This is a genomic window from Phaeobacter inhibens DSM 16374 (genome assembly GCF_000473105.1).
GTDB lineage: Bacteria > Pseudomonadota > Alphaproteobacteria > Rhodobacterales > Rhodobacteraceae > Phaeobacter > Phaeobacter inhibens.
Window position 1 is genome coordinate 50,242 of sequence record NZ_AXBB01000008.1, and the last position, 18,326, is coordinate 68,567.

12 protein-coding genes are annotated in these 18,326 nt (G+C 64.2%); 6 read left to right on the plus strand and 6 right to left on the minus strand.

Features of this window, described 5'->3' with window-relative positions:
- The first annotated feature begins 47 nt into the window (after positions 1 to 47).
- On the plus strand, positions 48 to 848 hold the full coding sequence (locus INHI_RS0103500) for a helix-turn-helix transcriptional regulator (protein ID WP_014876598.1): 801 nt from the start codon (positions 48 to 50) through the stop codon (positions 846 to 848).
- A gap of 117 nt (positions 849 to 965) precedes the next feature.
- Here INHI_RS0103500 and INHI_RS0103505 read toward each other — a convergent pair whose 3' ends face one another.
- The gene (locus tag INHI_RS0103505) at positions 966 to 2,210 is read right to left on the minus strand and encodes a glycosyltransferase family 4 protein (protein ID WP_027246751.1); all 1,245 of its coding nucleotides are present in this window, start codon (positions 2,208 to 2,210) and stop codon (positions 966 to 968) included.
- 261 nt (positions 2,211 to 2,471) lie between these two features.
- Between INHI_RS0103505 and INHI_RS0103510 the strand changes: the two genes are divergently transcribed.
- The 5 genes from INHI_RS0103510 (at position 2,472) to INHI_RS0103530 (ending at position 11,745) form a co-directional block, all read left to right on the plus strand.
- Positions 2,472 to 4,481 carry a polysaccharide pyruvyl transferase family protein gene (locus INHI_RS0103510; RefSeq protein WP_027246752.1) on the plus strand — a complete coding sequence of 670 codons (2,010 nt, stop codon included), beginning with the start codon at positions 2,472 to 2,474 and terminating at the stop codon, positions 4,479 to 4,481.
- Positions 4,482 to 4,875: 394 nt separating this feature from the next.
- The gene (locus INHI_RS21365; protein ID WP_027246753.1) at positions 4,876 to 9,252 is read left to right on the plus strand and encodes a non-ribosomal peptide synthetase; all 4,377 of its coding nucleotides are present in this window, start codon (positions 4,876 to 4,878) and stop codon (positions 9,250 to 9,252) included.
- A 269-nt stretch (positions 9,253 to 9,521) separates the two neighbouring features.
- On the plus strand, positions 9,522 to 10,298 hold the full coding sequence (locus INHI_RS0103520; RefSeq protein ID WP_027246754.1) for an amino acid ABC transporter substrate-binding protein: 777 nt from the start codon (positions 9,522 to 9,524) through the stop codon (positions 10,296 to 10,298).
- Between the two features lie 8 nt (positions 10,299 to 10,306).
- Positions 10,307 to 10,981, plus strand: a complete 675-nt coding sequence (locus INHI_RS0103525) for an amino acid ABC transporter permease (RefSeq protein ID WP_014876603.1) — start codon at positions 10,307 to 10,309, stop codon at positions 10,979 to 10,981.
- Between the two features lie 8 nt (positions 10,982 to 10,989).
- On the plus strand, positions 10,990 to 11,745 hold the full coding sequence (locus INHI_RS0103530; RefSeq protein WP_027246755.1) for an amino acid ABC transporter ATP-binding protein: 756 nt from the start codon (positions 10,990 to 10,992) through the stop codon (positions 11,743 to 11,745).
- A gap of 182 nt (positions 11,746 to 11,927) precedes the next feature.
- On the opposite strand, the gene INHI_RS0103535 is transcribed toward INHI_RS0103530, so the two are convergent.
- The 5 genes from INHI_RS0103535 to INHI_RS0103555 all read right to left on the minus strand — a co-directional run.
- A complete protein-coding gene (locus INHI_RS0103535) occupies positions 11,928 to 12,134 on the minus strand; it encodes a hypothetical protein (RefSeq protein ID WP_014876605.1) in 207 nt (68 codons plus the stop codon).
- Positions 12,135 to 12,315: 181 nt separating this feature from the next.
- Positions 12,316 to 13,041: a YjbF family lipoprotein gene (locus INHI_RS0103540; protein ID WP_027246756.1), complete on the minus strand. Its 726-nt coding sequence runs from the start codon at positions 13,039 to 13,041 to the stop codon at positions 12,316 to 12,318.
- Positions 13,038 to 15,236 carry a YjbH domain-containing protein gene (locus INHI_RS0103545; RefSeq protein ID WP_027246757.1) on the minus strand — a complete coding sequence of 733 codons (2,199 nt, stop codon included), beginning with the start codon at positions 15,234 to 15,236 and terminating at the stop codon, positions 13,038 to 13,040. The genes INHI_RS0103540 and INHI_RS0103545 overlap by 4 nt, the downstream gene beginning before the upstream one ends.
- Before the next feature lie 262 nt (positions 15,237 to 15,498).
- Positions 15,499 to 17,373 (minus strand): polysaccharide biosynthesis protein, encoded by a 1,875-nt coding sequence (locus tag INHI_RS0103550; RefSeq protein WP_027246758.1) that lies wholly within the window; start codon positions 17,371 to 17,373, stop codon positions 15,499 to 15,501.
- A gap of 483 nt (positions 17,374 to 17,856) precedes the next feature.
- On the minus strand, positions 17,857 to 18,326 hold a 470-nt coding region (locus INHI_RS0103555; RefSeq protein ID WP_027246759.1), incomplete at its 5' end, for a sugar transferase.

An 18,326-nucleotide genomic window follows, 5' to 3' on the forward strand; every position in this document is an offset into this window, starting at 1 on the left:
ATCTGATCGTGTTCTGATCAGATTTTTTAAGAGTATGGGGGTATATCATGCCTGTGCATATTGTAGGCGAGAGTCGCTTGTTGCGCGACATGTTTCTGGCCATTTGCCAGAGCAACGACTACCAGATCGGGACCTGCTGCGATGAGCTGTCGACGCTCGCGGGGCTGGGGGTCGACGATCTGGTTTTATACTACAGCCATGAAACGGGACCGGAGCTGGTGGAGGAATTGCGCCAGTTCAAAGAGGGCAATGACGCCTCTCTGCTGATCCTGATCATGGGGCGCGAATGTTCCACCAGCATGCAGACTGCGCTCAGCGCCTACGCTGAGGCGGTGATCCCGCAACGCAAATCCGCAGAGGCGCTGATTGCGGCCCTGCGGGTGGTGCAAAGCGGCTATCGGATTGTGCCATCGGATATCTCAGCGGCGCTGCGGGCGGCGGATGTGACCACATCGGGGGGCGACCGCGCGGCAGAGACCCTGTCGACGGCCTCACCACCGGAACTGGAGCTTGCAGAGACTGTGCCTGCGGATCGGATCAATGGCAGTCTGCCGCAATCCGGTTCTGGCACAGGCGCTTTGACAGGGGACACAACCAGCCGTTCTGGCGCCACCGTTTCAACGGATCTGCGCCGCATGCCGGCTTCGGCTGCGGCCTGCGGATTGTCCGGGCGCGAATGGCTGATCCTGACCAAGCTGATCGACGGCGCCACCAATAAATCCATCGCCAATGAGCTGAGCATCTGCGAGGCCACGGTGAAGGTGCATCTGCGCACCTGTTTTCGCAAGATCGGCGCCAAGAACCGCACTCAGGCCGCGATCTGGGCGTCGGAGCAATTCCTGTCCTGACCCCACCGATTGGGGGCAGGGCAGGTCGGGACTGCGTCGGCCATGGGCTCATGCTGGGGGGCTGGGCCTCTGGTCGACGCAGATCATCCCGTGATCGGTATTCTCTGTTGTGAAGGGTCAGATCTTCAGCTGCTTGCTGGCGGGCAGGAGCGCGTTGATCTGACGGGCGTGCTCAGGCATGCAGCGGGTCAGGAAATCATAGGTTTCCACCACATGGGCGCGGGCATTGGGGCCCAGATGGGCATAGGCGCCGGGATTGGCCAGCACATCCACCACCTGATTGGCCAGCGCGTCGGGATCAAAGAAATCCACCAGCATGCCGGTCTCATTATGGGTCACCGCCTCGCGCACCGGCTCCACATCAGCGGCCACCACAGTGGCCTGCATCGACATGGATTCCAGCAACGACCAGCTGAGCACAAAGGGCATGGTCAGATAGATATGGCAGCGGCTGATGCGGATGATCTTGCACAGATCGCCGTAAGGCACCCGGCCGAGGAAATGCACCCGGCTCCAGTCGACGCTGTCGCCCAGCTCATCCTCCATCTCGCCGCGCAGACCTGCGGGGTGGGTGCTTTCGCGCCCGTAGGAGGTCTCATTGCCGCCGATCATCAGGATCCGCGCATTGGGGCGGTCCGACAGGATCTTGGGCAGGGCGCGCATCATCACGTGAAAACCACGGGCGCGTTCCATATTGCGGGCGATATAGGTGATCACCTCATCGTCGCGGCTGAGCGGCTTGGGCAGGCGGCCGAGACCGATGCTGGCCTTGGCATCCGGCTGCAGCCGGTCGGTGCGGATGCCGTCATGGCTGACATAGATCTTGTCGTGAAAGCTTCTGGGGAAGCGGTCGCGCTGCCAGTAGGTCGGGCTGTGGCCCAGATCGACCACATCGATATTGGCAAAGGGCACGGTGTTGCGGGCATGGGCAAAGAACCCTGCGTGTTCGCCGGGAGGGTTTTCCGGATCAAAGCCAACCAGCCCGCCAGTGGTGCGGTAGAAATATTCAAAGAAGCCGATGATCGGCACATCCGGCCAGACCTCTTTCATGAAGGTCAGCTCCCCCCAGCCGGTATGACCGATGATGATATCGGGTTTGAAGCCGTCTCTGGCCTCCAGCTGGCGCGCGGCGAGGGCGGCGCCAATGCCATTGCCGGCCGCGGCCTCCCAATCCTTGGACAGCCCATAGGCATCGGCAGCGGGCTGGTGATGGCTTTTGTAGGTCGCGGTGGAGACGCCGGGCAGCTTCACATCGTTTCGCTGGGTCAAAAACACGATCTCATGCTCGCCCTGATCGGCCAGCCACTGGATCATCTCCCGGTACTGGCCGGGCATGTTCTGGTGCACAAAGAGAAATTTCATATCCTATCCATGCCGCGAGAGCGCCGCAGGCGCAACCCTTTGAAAAGCGGCAGGCGCAGGCTTGGGCAGGGTTTCACCTGCAAGGGCGGGCCGGATCTTTCCGGGCTTGTTCCCAGAGGTCACGGCGCTAACATGCGCGCAACGCAGCAATCCCGGGGGCTGCGGCTGCCGGAGGCGCAAAAGCGCGGTTGCCGACCCCCTATTTTCAATAGGCCATACCATCCGTTTGCGGAGGCTATGGCGAGTAACATCTGGTGATATATGAGAATCCTTTTCCATGCTCCTGTGCTTTCGGTCCACCGTCCGGATCCGGCGCTGTCCAGTATCCTGGGGGTGCCGCCGACGGTGACGGACACGTTGTTCGGTCTGAAACCGGCGCATAAGCTGACCGGGAATCGCGGAAATATCATCCACGCCGAAGCCCCGGCCCGCAGCCTGCGCAAGGACCCGGATGGGTCGGCGGTGGGCAATATCGCCAATCTGCAGAAGAACCTCGGTGAGGGCTATGCCGAGACCATCGCCGAGCATTTCGACATGATCGTGGTGTCGCTGGCCAATTTCATTCGCCCCAACCACGATGGCATTCGGCTGTTTTCTGCGCTTGAGGCGCTGGATGGGCGGGTGCCTTTTGTGGTGCTGGGCGCCGGGATGCAGGGCAGCCATGCCTTCACGGACCTGATGCCGGGCAACCGCGATCTTCTGGCGCTGCTCAATGAACGGGCCAACCTGTTTGGGGTGCGCGGCACCCAGACGGCAGAGTGGCTGGCGCAGAACGGGCTGGAAAACACCACCGTGCTGGGCTGTCCCAGTCTCTATGTCTATCCGCAGTCGATCCTGGCCATCGACGGCACCGCGGCCCAGGCCAAGGGACGGCAGGCCAATGTGATGACCGCTGGCCATTTCTCCATGCGGGAGGGGGCGATTGTCGAACGCGGCACCGAACTGGCCAAGGCGTTCGACAAGATCGACGCCTCTTATGTGTTCCAGGATGAGATCTTTGGCTATGGCAAATTCATCAAGGACCGCTTTGGCTATAATGAGGGCAATAACATTGCCCAGCCGGAAGAGCTGAACCGCTGGCTGAGCCGCAAATGCGGCCATAAGGTCGATTTCAACCGCTATTATTACTTCTCCGAAGCTGGCGCCTGGCGGCAGGCGGCGATGCTGCATGATGTCTATATCGGCGACCGCTTCCACGGCGGGGTTGCGGCCCTGCAGGCGGGCCAGCCGGCGATTTTCCTCAAGCATGACAACCGGGTGGCCGAGCTGACCGAACATTTCGGCCTGCCGGCGCTGAACACGCAGAAATTCATGCGCAAGGGGCTGAAGGCGACGCTGGATGAATATCTGTCGCCCGAGATGCTGGACAAGATGAAGGCGACCTATCGCCAGCGCCACGCAGAATATGTGGCAGCCCTGGCCGAACACGGCCTGGAGGTCGACACCATCGTGCCGGAGGAGCCCCAGCCGGTGCCCGCAGTGGACAGCCGCAGCCATCTGGGCGCGATCCGCAGCCCGCAGGACCCGGACGAGGTGCTGCCGGAGGGGCTGTGGCCCACCACCACGCTGACCCCGTCTTATGCCATGCGGCGGCTGCACCCGGAGGGCGCGCGCGAGCTGGTGGTCACCTTTGAAGGGGCAGGTCAGGCGCTGGACCGCAAGGATCCCTTGCGTCCGGGCTTTGGCGAGCGTTTCCTGATCAAAGCCGGCTATGCGGTGCTGTCGGTCTTGCCGCATCAGCAGAACTGGTACCGTCCGCTGGATCTGGAACAGTATTTCGGGGCACCGGACACCCGCGCCTGGATGGCTGGGTTTGACAAGGTGCATGTGCTGGGCTCCGGCATGGGGGCCTTTGGCGCCATGGCCTTTGCCGACCTGATCGGCGCGGAAAACGTGGTGGCATTGCAGCCGATCACCACCCTGGCCGAGGATCTGATCCCCGGCGAGATCCGTTTTCCGGCCGCGCGCAAGCTGGACTGGAGCGGTGCCTATCGCGACGCCTGTGCGGGCTGTGACAAGGCGGCCCGGATCTATGCAATCCATGGCGACCATCCGCTGGACCTGGCCCATGTGGCGCGGTTGCGCGATGCTCTGGGGGCGCGGCTGATCAGCGCGGAATTGTCCCATGACAGCAAGCGCCCGGTGACCCCGTTGCTGCGTGCCAAACGCTGCCTGCCACGAACCGCGCTGACCTGCCTGCGCGGCGGCGATACGGCGGCGCTGGAGCAGGTGCTGGGCGCATTGGTGCAGCACAAAACCCCGGCAGAGTGATCCGCACCACGCCCGACCGGAACCGTGAACAACAAAGGGCCGTTCTCTCGAGCGGCCCTTTGTTATGTGTCTGCGGGTCGCAGGGCCTTATGTGGAAATTATTTAACATAAGATGTATTAGGAGGCTGTTTATTGCTCACAGGCACACTGCGCAGGTTTGGCGGCTGCAGCAGGCGGAGATGTGATTGCAATCCGGTGGTGTTTTGTTGCTTGCCCATCCCCCGGTCTGATATCCTTGGGTCTGCGGCGGGGATCATGGGGGTGATCCTGGCCTGAGGGGACCGCTAAAAAGTGGATATTAAGAGTGACGTGATACCCGGATGATCCGGGGACGGCACAGCATGAAGAGGTATGGCCCGGGTTGGCCCAAACCCGGTGTCAGGTAGGGGGCATTATGAGTGATCTTTCGCAGGCCCAGCCACAGGCGCAATCACAATCAGAGATCCGGGCCGCGATGAAGGCTCCCTTTGGGGCTGGCACCGGCCATCCCGCCGAGGGATCCGGAGAGCGCAACCAAGGTCACAGCAGCGGTCAGGAGATTGCGCTGACCCCGATGCAGCAGGGGCTGCTGTATGAAAGCGCCGCCGCGGGCAGGCCTTGGGTCAATCTGGAACAGATCGTGGTGCATCTGGACGCCGAAGCGCCAGATCCGAGGGCCCTGCGGGTGGCCTGGCAGCAAGTCTGCGCGCGTCATCCGGTGCTGCGCAGTGCGGTGCTGTGGCAGGGACGCCCGCTGCCGGTCTTGCAGGTCGCGGGTGTGGATGCGGCCACCGATCAGGTCAGGGTGGAGACACAGGATTGGCAGGGGCTGGACGCAGAGAGTCAGGCCGCGCGGCTGGAGCAGTTTCTCAGCGAGGACCGCAACCGGGGCTGCGCGCTGGAGCAGGCGGTGTCCTGGCGGGTGATGCTGGCGCGGCTGGGGCCGAACCGGTCGGTGATGGTCTGGACCATTCACCATGTGCTGGTCGATGGCCGCAGTATGGCGGTGGTGCTGGAAGATGTCTTTGCGGCGCTGATCGGGGGCGATCTGCCTGCCGCGACTGCGCCTGTCACCGGGTTTGATGCCTTTAGCCCGGCGGTGGCACAAGTGTCAGAACAGCCGGCCAGCCAGGCGTTTTTCCGGGCGCATCTGGAGGGGTTTGACACCCCGAACCAGATCGCCCGGCTGACCGGGCCGGATGATCGGCCCGTTGTGGCAGCACCGGATGATGCGGACCATGGCCGCAAGCAGATCCTGCGGCGGCAGCTGCCGGCCGAGTTGCGCCGCGCGCTGGTGCAGCGCGCCGCGCAAGTCACCGTGGCGGATGAGACCCTGCCGGAGACATCCGGGGCACAGGGCGCAGGAGCAGCCACCCTGGCCAATATGATCCATGCCGCCTGGGGGCTGCTGGTGGCGCGCTGGAGCGGGCGGGAAATGGCGGTCTTTGGGGTCACCCGGTCGGGGCGCTATCTCCTGGAGGGCTGCGGGCGCACGGTGGGCTGTCTGATCAATACGGTGCCCCTGCATCTGCATCTGTCCGGGTCAACAACCGTGGACGGGCTGCTGGCGGCGCTGCGGCGCGATGCGGTGGCGCTGCGCCCGCATGAACAGGCCTCGCTGGCGGATATGCGCCGCTGGTGCGGGCTGCCGGGCAGCGTGCCGCTGTTTGACACTATGGTGATGTTTGAACGCGACAGCCTGAATATGCGGATGCGCAGCCTGGGGGTGGAGGAAGACAGCCCCTGGCAGCATCGCCGGGTGGAGCTGCGCGAAGAGGGCGCGATGCCGCTGACCCTGGCGGTTTACGGTGATGCCCAACCGCTTGTGATGCTGGAATATGACCCCGAGGTGCTGCCGGCCAGCCAGGTGGAGCGGATGCTGGATCATCTGTGTCAGCTGCTGCAGAGCCTGGCCACAGCACCTGCGGATATGGCGCTGCGTGATCTGGGTATGCTGCCGGAGGCCGAGGCGACCCAGCTGTTGCAACAGGGGCGTCCGGAGCCGGCGCTGGCGCAGATGCTGGCGCGGGAGATGGCGGCAGCCCCGCCGTGTATGGCAACCCGGCTGGAGGCGACGGCGGCGCGGATGCCGGATGCCCCGGCGCTGCAGATGGCGCCTGAGGGCGCGGTGTTGAGCCATGCCGATTTACAGGCCCGCGCCGACCTTCTGGCGGTGGTCCTGCAGGCGCAAGGGGCTGCGGCCGGGGATATCATCGCCATCTGCCTGCCGCGCAGCCCGGAGTTCATCATTGCCATGCTGGCGGTGCTGAAGGTCGGGGCGGCCTTCCTGCCGGTGGACCCGACCTACCCGGCGGCGGTGATTGCCCATATGCTGCAGGACAGCGGCACGAGGCTGGGCATTGGCGGGCCGGACTACGGCACGGTATCAGAGCCTGATACAGGCTCTAACAAAGGGAAACCTGTACATAGGCACGATGCCGCCCTGACCCCGGAGGGGCTGGTCTGGGTTGACCCTGCCCCTTCTGCCACGGGCCAGGATTCGCAGATAGCGCCCCGCCTGGCCCCGATCGGACCAGACCCTGCGCGGCTGGCTTATGTGATCTATACGTCCGGCTCCACCGGCAAACCCAAGGGGGTGCGGGTGCCGATGCGGGCGCTGTTGGCCCATGCCAGCGCCATCACGGCCGCCTTTGACCTGCAGAGCCATGACCGGATGCTGCAATTTGCCAGCCTGTCCTTTGATGTTGCCATTGAGGAAGTTCTGCCCAGCCTGTTGGCCGGGGCCTGCGTGGTGCTGCGCGCGCCGGATATGATCGGGGCACCGGGGTTGTTTCTGGACCGGGTGGCGGCGCTGGAGCTGACGGTGCTGAACCTGCCGACCGCCTTCTGGCATGTGCTGTGCGATGTGATGGCCGACAGTGGCCGCAGCCTGCCATCTTCAGTGCGGCTGGTGATCGTCGGCGGGGAGCAGGTCAGCCCGCAGGCGCTGGCGCGCTGGCAGCAGCTGGTGCCCGGGGTGCGCTGGCTCAATGGCTACGGGCCGACAGAAACCACCATCACCTGCACGCTGCATGATCCGGGTCTGGATCGGGGGCACCGGGTGAATGCGAATGAAGATGTGCCCATCGGCCGCCCCACCGCCCATGCCCGCGCCTATGTGCTGGCCGTTGATGGCAGTCTGGCCCCGGATGGCGTGGCCGGGGATCTGTGGATTGGCGGCCCGGCGGTGAGTGATGGCTATATCGGGCGGCCGGCGGAAACCGCAAAAGTGTTTCGCCCCGATCCTTTTGTGCCGCGGGGGGCGGTGCCGACGCGGATCTATCGCACCGGCGATCGCGCGGCCTGGCGGGCAGATGGCACGCTGGCCTTTCTCGGGCGGCAGGACCGGCAGGTCAAACTGCGCGGCTTTCGCATTGATCTGCGCCATGTGGAGCAGGTGCTGGAACGCGCCCACCCGGAGGTGCAGGCGCTGGTGGCGGTGCATGGCAAGGACGGACCGGCGGCGCAGCTCTGTTGCTGGGTGCGGGGCATTCGGGAGGCTGGCGCGGAAGAAATGGCTGGCGATACCCGCCCGGATCTGGCGACGCTGCAACAGGTGGTGCAGCGCGACCTGCCCGCCCATATGCGCCCGGCGCTGGTGCCGGTGGCGGCGTTTCCCCGCACTGCCGGGGGCAAGATCGACATGGCCGCCCTGCCCGCGCCGACACAGGCATCAAGCGGCCTGCGCCTGCGCCGCAACGGCGGCGCGGTGATTGACACCAGCGCCCCGCCCTCGCCGCTGGCGCAGCAGCTGGTGGCGATGATGGCGGATCTGCTGGGCCAGCCCGATCTGGGCGTGGATGACAGTTTCTATGACCGCGGTGGCCATTCCCTGCTGGCGATGCGGCTGATTGGCCGGATCGAGGCGGAACTGGGCCAGCGGCTGAGCCTGGCGGCGCTGCATCTGACCCCCAGCCCCCGGGCGCTGGCGGCGGCGCTGACAGACGCGCTGAGCCCGGGAGATGGGGGCGGCGACACCCCGGAAACACCGGAAGGCCACACCCTGCCCGATCATCTGGTGATCATTCAGGATGGCACGGCGCGTGCGCCGCTGTTCGGCGTCCATGTGCTGGGGCGCAACGAAGAGTTCTATCGCCCGCTGGCTGCTGCGCTTGGTCCGGACCAGCCGGTCTATGGGCTGAGCATCGGCCTGTTGGACAGCAGCACCCCCACCGGGGTGCGCGCCACCGCAAAACTGTACCTGGAGGAAATCCAGACCCATTACCCCAGCGGGGTCGTGCATCTGGCGGCGGTGTCTCTGGGCAGTTATTTTGCCTTTGAACTGGCGCGCCAGCTGCTGGAAGCGGGGCGCGAACTGGGCGTGCTGGCGCTGTTTGATGCCGAAGGGCCAGCGGGGCGCCGCCGGGTGCAGGGACGGGCCAGACTGGGCGCCCATCTGGGGCTGCTCCGGCGCATGGGACCGGCCTATCTGGGCCATGTGGCCCGCCACCGGATTGAGACAGTGCGCAATTCCTTTGAACGGCGGCGGCTGGAGTGGACCGGCGGCGGTGGTTCCCTGTCGATCGAGGCGCTGATCGCGGCCAACCAGCAATCGGTGGAACGCTACACGCCGGACCCGCTGGCCACACCGCTGACGGTGTTCCGGGCTGGCGATGATCTGTTTGACAGCCCCGAAGCGCTGACCCAGGGGCTGGGCTGGGCGCCGGTGGCGGCGGCGGGGTTTGAGCTGATCGAGGTGCCCGGATCCCATCTGTCGATCCTGCAGGAGCCGAATGTGCAGGATATGGCCCGGCATATGACCCGCATCATGCAGCGCTCGGATCCGCAATAAGGTCGTGACAACGGGGCAATCCTGGCCAAGGCGCAAGCAGATCCGCAGCGGATCTGGTATTTTTCCGCCCCGGCCAGAACAAATCTGCAAAACCACACCTGTACGGGGAACAAATTCCCGCCTTGCGGCGTCTGTCATATGAACCGGTCCCCCGCCCGTGGCCTGCCTGCGAACGGGCGGGCTTATTTGCCATGTCCCGGCCTGTGACATCTTGGTCCCCGGCGTCAGGGGGATTAGGTCGGGGCTGAACTCAAAAGGATTCCCGTATCATGATGAAACCATTTGCCTGGGCCGCGGCTGTCGCTGCGAGCCTGACTGCCGCACCGTCCGCCTTTGCCTCCGACACGCTGCGTGTCGGCATGTCGGGCGGGTATTTTCCTTTTACCTTTGTGCGTCAGGACGTGCTGCAGGGGTTTGAGGTGGATGTGATGAACGCCGTGGCTGAGGAAACCGGCCTTGAGGTGGAATTTGTCACCATGTCGTTTTCCGGTCTGATCGGCGCGCTGGAATCCGACCGCATCGACACCATTGCCAATCAGATCACCATCACGCCGGAGCGCAGCGCCAAATTCGCCTTTACCCAGGCCTATGTCATTGACGGCGCCCAGGTGGTGGTGAAACGCGGCAATGAGGACAGTATCGCAGGCCCCGCTGATCTCGCAGGTAAGACCGTGGCGGTGAACCTCGGCTCCAATTTCGAGCAATTGCTGCGCGAGCTGCCAGAGGCCGACAAGATCGAGATCAAAACCTATGAGGCCAATATCGCCCAGGATACAGCCCTGGGGCGGGTCGATGCCTTTGTGATGGACCGGGTGTCTTCGGCGCAATTGATTCAGGAAAGCCCGCTGCCGCTGGCGTTGGCGGGCGCGCCGTTCTCTGAGATCCGCAATGCGCTGCCGTTCCGTCAGGACGCGGACAGCCTGGCGCTGCGCGACCGGGTGGATACGGCGCTGACCACGCTGCGCGAGACCGGCAAGCTGGCCGAAATCTCGCAGACATGGTTCGGCACCGATATCACGGCGGTTTCCGCCCCGGCTGAGAAGTGAGCCGGTAAATGCAGGGTTTGGACATCGCCTATATGCTGGGGCTGGTGCCGGTGCTGCTCAGCTATGTGCCGCTGACGCTGTTCATGGCGGTGGTGGCCATGGTGCTGGCGCTGGTACTGGCGTCCCTCTTGGCGGTGGAACGGGTGCTGCGGATCCCGGTGCTGGATCAGCTGGTGGTGCTGTTCATCAGCTTCTTTCGCGGCACGCCACTTCTGGTGCAGCTGTTCCTGTTCTACTACGGGCTGCCACAGGTGTTGTCGGTGCTGACCCAGATCAATGGGGTCAGTGCCGCGATCATGGGGCTGACCCTGCATTTTGCCGCCTATATGGCCGAGAGCATCCGCGCCGCCATTCTGGGGGTGGATCGCAGCCAATGGGAGGCGGCGCAGTCGATCGGCATGACCCGTGGCCAGATGATGCGCCGCATCGTGCTGCCGCAGGCGGCCCGGATCGCAGCGCCGACGCTGGTCAATTACTTCATCGACATGATCAAGGGCACCTCGCTGGCGTTTACGCTGGGGGTGACCGAGATGATGGGCGCTACCCAGAAAGAGGCGGCCGGCAGTTTCCTCTACTTTGAGGCCTTCCTGGTGGTGGCGGTGATCTACTGGATTCTGGTGGAGGCGCTGTCGCTGGTGCAGCGACGGCTGGAGACCCATCTGAACAAGGCTTATGCCCGATGAGGGACGCAATGAAAGACACAACACAGGGCCCGGCCATTTCCATCTCCGGGCTGCGCAAGACCTTTGGCGACAGCGTGGTGCTGGATGGCATCGACCTGACCATTCAGCCCGGCGAGCGCATTGTCATTATCGGCCCTTCGGGCACTGGTAAATCGACGCTGCTGCGCTGTCTCAATTTTCTGGATGCTCCCGATGCGGGATTGATCCGCATCTGCGATCTGGAAGTGGACGCCGCCCGCGCCAGCAAGGCGGAGATCCTGGCCCTGCGCCGGCGCACCGCCTTTGTGTTTCAGAATTATGCGCTCTTTGCCAATAAGACGGCGGCGGAAAACATCATGGAGGCGCTGATCACCGTTCAGAAGCAGCCCCGCGACACAGCCCGCGCCCGCGCGCTGGAGATCCTGGCGGAGACCGGTCTGGCGGATAAGGCTAATGCCTATCCCGCCAGCCTGTCAGGCGGCCAGCAGCAGCGCGTCGGCATTGGCCGCGCCATGGCGCTGGGGGCCGAGCTGATGCTGTTTGACGAGCCGACCTCGGCGCTGGATCCCGAATGGGTGGGCGAGGTGCTGGCGCTGATGCATAAGGTCGCCGAAGAGCGCCAGACCATGCTGATCGTCACCCATGAGATGCAGTTTGCCCGCGAGATCGCCGATCGCGTGGTCTTCATGGAAGGTGGGCGGATTGTCGAACAGGGCCCGCCGACGCAGATCTTTGATGCGCCACAGGACCCCCGCACGCGAGCCTTCCTGCGGCGGGTGGGGTGACCGGCCCGGCCCTCTCCTGTATTCCGAATACCCAAACGAAAGAAGCGGGCCAGTGGCCCGCTTCTTTCCATCGCGAGGATGGTCATTCCTAAGACGGTGTCAGCCTGGGATCCACACCCCGCCCTGCTCAGGCGCGCCGGGCGGAGGTCAGATCCTGCCACACCCCATCAGATCGCAAGCGATCAGTTGGTGGTGGTGGTGGTGCTGGTTTCGTCGTCGTCGTTCAGGATCACACCCAGAATGACCGCACCGGCAACGCCGCCTGCGATCAGAGTGCCTTGCTCAAGACCGGTACCGCCGAGCAGGGTCGGGGTGCCTTCTTCCTGAGCGGAGGCGGTGGTGGTTGCGGCCAGGGTGGCCAGAGCGATTGCTGCGAAGAACTTGTTCATAATCCAAAACTCCTTTGGAGACCGTTGAGCCAAGAGTAGGTGAGTTACCTTGTGAATTCAACGCAGCTTTTAGCAGCAATATCCCGGCGGCTGGAATTTTTTTTCTGCCGTTGCCGAGATATCGCTCATTTGGGCGGATATGGCTCCAAACCGCCTGTTTTTCATACCCTCCGAGGTGGGATCAGCTGCCGGTGGTCAGCTGCCGGATGCGCAGATAGCCCACATTGGGACCGGCCCATTGGCGTGATTGCCAGACCCGGCCGCTGCGCGAATCTACCCAGTAGTCGTTGACGATTTCGCCGCTGCGTCCCGGCTGGCTGGGCTGGCAGCGTTCCTCGATGTGGCGGGTGGGGTAGCGCAGTTCGACGATCACGATGGGATCCGCACCCAGATCACGGCGGCTGCAGAGCATATCAAGCTGCCACGCCCCATTGTCGAGCCCGCGGATATGATAGCGGCGCGCGCCACTGCGCGCCGGGCCACCTGCGCCCTCCCCGACCAGCGCTGAGCTGGACAGGATGTCATTGCCAAGGTTGCGGGTGGCCACCAGCACCCCGTTGCGCAGGGTCAGGCTGATATTGTCCTCGGTGCGCCAGACCGCCACCGTTCCGGGGCTGTCATCGCGGCGCAGCTGCTGGCGCGACAGATAGGCAAAGACATCGTTTTTCTCGATGGTGACCTCGATATAGGGGGCCTTGATCTCATTCAGACCGGCGCGGGTCAGCGGCGGGCGCGCGGCCGGATCCGCCTTGCCCCCGGACAGCCGGGTGCCAACCCGGTCCGACAGGTTGCGCAGCAGTTCGACCTGCAGGGGCGGCGTGTCCGGTCCGCGGCTACAGGCGGTCAGCACCAGCAGCCCCAGAAGGGAAAGCAGCCCGGCGAGGCGTGTGGTCACAGGCGTCATCATTCCCAGATCCTTGCCCGCTGCCGGGTCAGCTGTGCGCGATGGGCCTCGCGGATTTGTCCATAAAGCCGGTCCGGGACATGTACCCGCTGGCCGCCGTCGCGCTGGGTCGGGCGCACGGTCATGCCAAATGTATTGCGGCTGGGTTTGCCCAGCAGCCAGTCCAGCGGGATGCTGAAGCGGAAGCCCTTGTCAAAGGAGCCTTCGCCGAAATCCTCGGAGGAGACATCGGTGAGGGTAAAGAAGCCGCCAACCCGCCAGCCATTGGCAAATTCGCGGTCCAGGCTGAAGGTGGCGCCATAATCGCCCGCCAGATAGCGCCCGGCATCCAGCTGCACATGGTAGCCCTTGTCGAGCTGGTAATAGGCCGAGGCATGGCCGGTGAAGGTTTTGTAATCGCGGAACGACAGCCGCTGATCGTAATCGCGCTGCACCACATAATTGCCCTCAACCCCCAGCGCCAGGCGGCTGGAGACCGGTTTCCAAAGGACCTCGCCCGAGATCCCGCCAAACATGCTTTCAAACAGCCCAGCCGTACTGCGGGCATAGAGATCGCGCCCCATCTGCCATTGCCGCGTGACATAAAGATTTTTCAGCGTGGTACCGAACTGGGCATATTCGGTCGCATCGGTGCGCACATGGGGCAGCACCGAATTGGAGGCGCGCCCGTCTTTCACATTGCCCCAGACGCGCTGACGGATGGTGCCGGCAATGCGCCAGCCCGGGGCCGGTGCGTAAGACGCCTTCAGATCCACGCCCACATCCAGCCGGAACGGCAGGTCAGGGTCGAAATAGGACGGCGCGGTATAAGGGCTGATCGAGGTGGAAAACGCCGGGTAGAGATCCTGCGCGACCAGCGCATCCCCGGCCAGCGGGCCTGCCTCCTGCAGGCCGGTCACCGCCCAGAGCGCCTCGGTGGCGTCGGGGCTATGTTCCAGCGCCTCCAGATCGCTGCGCCGGATCACCACCTGCGACAGTGCCAGCCCGCCACGCATCGGCACGATTTTCAGCGTCTCCACCGAGGGCGGCAGCAGCCGCGCCATGGCGCGGGCGGCGCGGCCAATGGCCAGGGTCTGGGCACGGTAGCGGGGATTGCGATAGCGCAGCTCGGCCTCGGTGCCATCTGCGGGCAGGGTCAGCGCCTCAAGAATGAGCCCGTCCTGTTGCAGCGCCTCGCTCATCAGATCCCGCAGGGTGGTTTTGGCGCGGGTGCTCTGGGCCCAGTCGCGGCTCCAGTGGCTGTCTTTGGTGGCCCAGCTGCTGCGCGGTGCCACCGGCACCGGCGCACTGACCCGCATGGGTTGGGTCGGGTGTTTGGGATTGAGCTGGATCTGCGCGGTGACGCCAATCTCGGACCCATAAAGATAATAGGCCCCCAGCCGCAGGCCCGATCTGGCCCGATATTCGGCGCCAAAGTTGAAGGAGGATTTGCGCTCAAACACATCTGGAGCGCCGGTTTCCAGCACATAGGCATCGGAGGAATATTCCGCCTTGAACCCCCAGCGGTCATTGGGCAGCCATTCAATGCCCGCAAAAGGCGCCATCTCACCGCGGAACCACTGATCATAGGCCAATTCGCCCCCGGTATCGCCGGCAACAAACCCCGGCCGGGTGCCGGAAATACTGCCGATGGAGCCGTTGGACCCCAGGCGTCCCCAGCCCAGACCTGCGGTCAGCTTCAGCCTGCCGGCCCCGCCGCGATGGCTGAGCGCCGGAGTGTCAAAATTCTTGGTGGCGACGATATATTCCCCGGCATAAATCCCGGTGCCGGCAAAATCCTGCAGACCCAGGGTCACCGCCGGGCGATAGCGCCCCTCGCGCAAGAGCCGCAGCCGGACGTCGAAACCGCGGTCGTAATAGGTGCTGAACCCGGCAATCTGGGCGCCATTGGTCTGGATGCCATTGTAGCGGAACGAGGCGCTGAGCCAGGGGGTCGCCTGAAAGGTCAGATTGTAACGCGCCTGACCGCCAAACCAGGAATAGGTGGTGGCAAACTGCCCGTCCGGCAGCATTTCCGCACTTGGCATATCCACCAGACCGGGGGAGCCGTAGAAATTGAGGCTGGGGGCGGGCAGCGGTTTGAAGCGCGCGGCCTCCGGTTTGGGTGTGGTCAGCGCATCTTGGGCCTGCGCGGGTGGTGCCACAGAAGCCATGACCACAGAGGTTGCCAGGATACGGGCAGTCGGCATACGGGCCATTGGCAAAAGCCGCGACACAGGAAGAGATCGAAGACTGAGGATCACGGGTTCGGACTGCCTTGTTGTCTGGCTTGTTATCTGGTCGGAATGCCGGAGCAATGGAGGGCTGATCTGCCGCCCTGCCCCCTGCGGCTGGTGCTGGACCGGTTAGACCACAAAACCCGCAGGCGGATCAACGATCTGGCGGAGGTCAGGGCGCGCTGGTGAGAGGCCTGTGACCCGTAAACTATAGTGCCACCTGCAAGGTTGATCCAAGGGGCGCTCAGGAGGTCTTGCGATCCTCTTCGGGCGCGCGGTAGCCCTCGACCCAGCGTTTGATCAATGCGCGTGCGGCCCCTTCGTCGCCGGCGGCCACGGCCTGCCGCAGGGCACGGATCAGCGCCGCGACCTCGATTTCCGACAGCACCGCCTCGCGGGCGCAGAAGATCTTCTGGTGGCGGGTGGTGATCAGATCCGAGCTGAGCGTCAGCTCTTCCTGCATCTTTTCCCCGGGGCGCAGGCCGATGATATCAATGGCGATATCGCCGTCGGGATGATCCTCGTCCCGCACGGAATAGCCGGCACTTTCGATAACCTGACGGGCCAGCTGCAGGATTGAGATCGGCTCGCCCATGTCGAGCACAAACACCTCGCCACCCAGCGCCTCGGCGCCGGCCTGAAGCACCAGCTGCACCGCCTCGCGGATGGTCATGAAATAGCGTTTGACGCGCGGATCGGTGACGGTGACCGGTCCGCCGCGGCTGATCTGTTCCTGAAACAGCGGCACCACGGACCCCGAAGAGCCCAGCACATTGCCAAAGCGCACCATAGTGAAAACGGTGCCGGGATTGCGGGTGGAGAGATCCTGCACCACCAGTTCCGCCATCCGCTTGGAGGCGCCCATCACATTGGTCGGACGCACCGCCTTGTCCGAGGAAATCAGAATAAACCGTTCCACCCCGCTGCGCGCGGCGGCCCGGGCCAGCGTCTGCGTGCCAAAGACGTTGTTGGCCAGGCCGGGCAGCGGGTTGGCCTCCACCAGCGGCACATGTTTATACGCCGCCGCATGCAGCACCACCTGTACACCGTGATGGGCCAGCACCATGCGCACCTGACGCGGATCGGTCACCGAACCCAATACCGGCACCAGAGTGATGCCGGTGCCTTCGACCTGCTGCTCCAGCTCCTGATGAATGGTGTAAAGCGCCAGTTCCGACAGCTCATAGAGCACCAGTTTGCGCGGGCGGCAGGCCAAGACCTGACGGCAGAGCTCGGACCCGATGGAGCCGCCGGCACCTGAAACCAGCACCACCCGGTCCTGATAGGAGCCGCTGGCCTCCTGCAGGGGCACATCGCGGGTGGCGCGGCCCAGGAAATTCTGCGGCGCCACCGGGGTCAGCTTGTCGACCAGCGCCTCTTCTCCGATGAGCTGAGCAAAGGAGGGCAACGCCTGCACCTCCAGCTGCATCCGCTGCAGCCGTTGGATGATCTGGGCCTGTTTCGGTTGGCTCTGCGACGGCATCGCCAGCAAGACCCGCTTGATCTGGCGGGCTTCGGCGATCTCGGCGATGCGGGCGGGCGGGAACACCGGCAGCCCCACCAGCGTCACCCCCTGCAACGAGGTATTGTCATCGACAAAGGCGACAGGATCGATGCCGTCATGAGCCTTCAGCGCCTGCGCCAGCTGGGCACCGGTGGTGCCGGCCCCGTAAATCAGCACCCGGCAGCGCGGCTGGGCACGGCGGTAGATCGCCACCACCACCTGATAGAGCAGCGCCCGCGCGGCCAGAAGACAGAGAAAATAAGTGGTAGCAAAGACCACATGGGTGCCGGGCGGCAGGTCAGGACCAAACAGCAGCGTCAGCCCCGCCGTGGCCCCGGCGGTGATCGAGGCCAGCAGCGCGGTCAGCCCGACCGCATGGCGCTCATAGGCATTGAGCTGCACCTTGGGCAATCCGAGCCACAGTGCCACCGCCGCCGCCAGCGCCAGCACATAAGGCAGCACCGGCAGCATCGCCGCCAGCGTGGCCAGAGCGGACCCCGGCAAGGGCAGCACCAGAAAGGTCAGGAACAGCGCCAGCGGGATCAGGCTCAGATCAATGGCAAGAAAGATATAGGATTTCTGTTTGCGTGACAGCGCACTGATCAGATTGAACATCCCTGGCCGTCCCCACTTCCAGTCCCCGGTGGCCGCCTGATTTTCCGGGCGGCCTGTTTATATGTACGATGTGGCGCCGAGATCTTCCTGACGCGCATCGTTTCAAATGCGTTTTTATCAATCCCCCGCGCCAGATCCCCGGACCCGCATGTGATGGGTCTTTCTGGCATCGGGATGTGTCTCGCGTCGTCTATCCCTCGGGGTGCCCTTTGTCTCCTCCGGAGCAGGTGTGACAGGCCCTACGCCGGGGGTTTCATGGGCTCCCCGGGCATCACTTTAGACGTATTTCGGGGGTAATACAAAACCGCGGGCAGCAAAAAAGCGCCGTATGACGGTGATTTGTCCGTTTTGGCGCCGCTCTGCGGCGTCTGTACAGGCCTGACGCAGGGTTGCGGCTGATCTCCCTGCATGCGGCCGCCGCCAAGGATGTCGGCCTGGGCAGGGCACACCCGCCCGGATCGGAAGGAATCGCCGAATCGCCCCTCAGCTGCGCCGGAACAGGTTGCCAATGGTCTGAAACACCAGATCAAAGTCATAGCACATGCTCTGGTGACGCTGATAAATCAGGTCCAGCCGTGCCTTCATCGGTACACAGAGGCGGGAATAGACCTGATCGGTTTCCTCGGCGGTGGTGCAGCGCGCCAGCAGGGCGGCCTCATGTTTGTGATAGGTGATCGACGCCAGCCCGGTGACTCCGGGGCGCGATTTCAGCACCCGGGCGTAGAGCTCGGGATTGGCCTCGACATATTGGCGCAGCGGCGGACGCGGCCCGACAAAGGAGAGATCGCCGCGCAGGATGTTCCACAGTTGCGGGAATTCATCCAGCCGCTTGGCGCGCAGCCAGGCGCCGGTCCTGGTGATGCGGGCCGATTTGTCGCCGCCGGACACGCCCGTGTCGCTGTCCACCACCTGCATGGTGCGCAGTTTCCACAAGGCAAAGGGCTGATCGACGC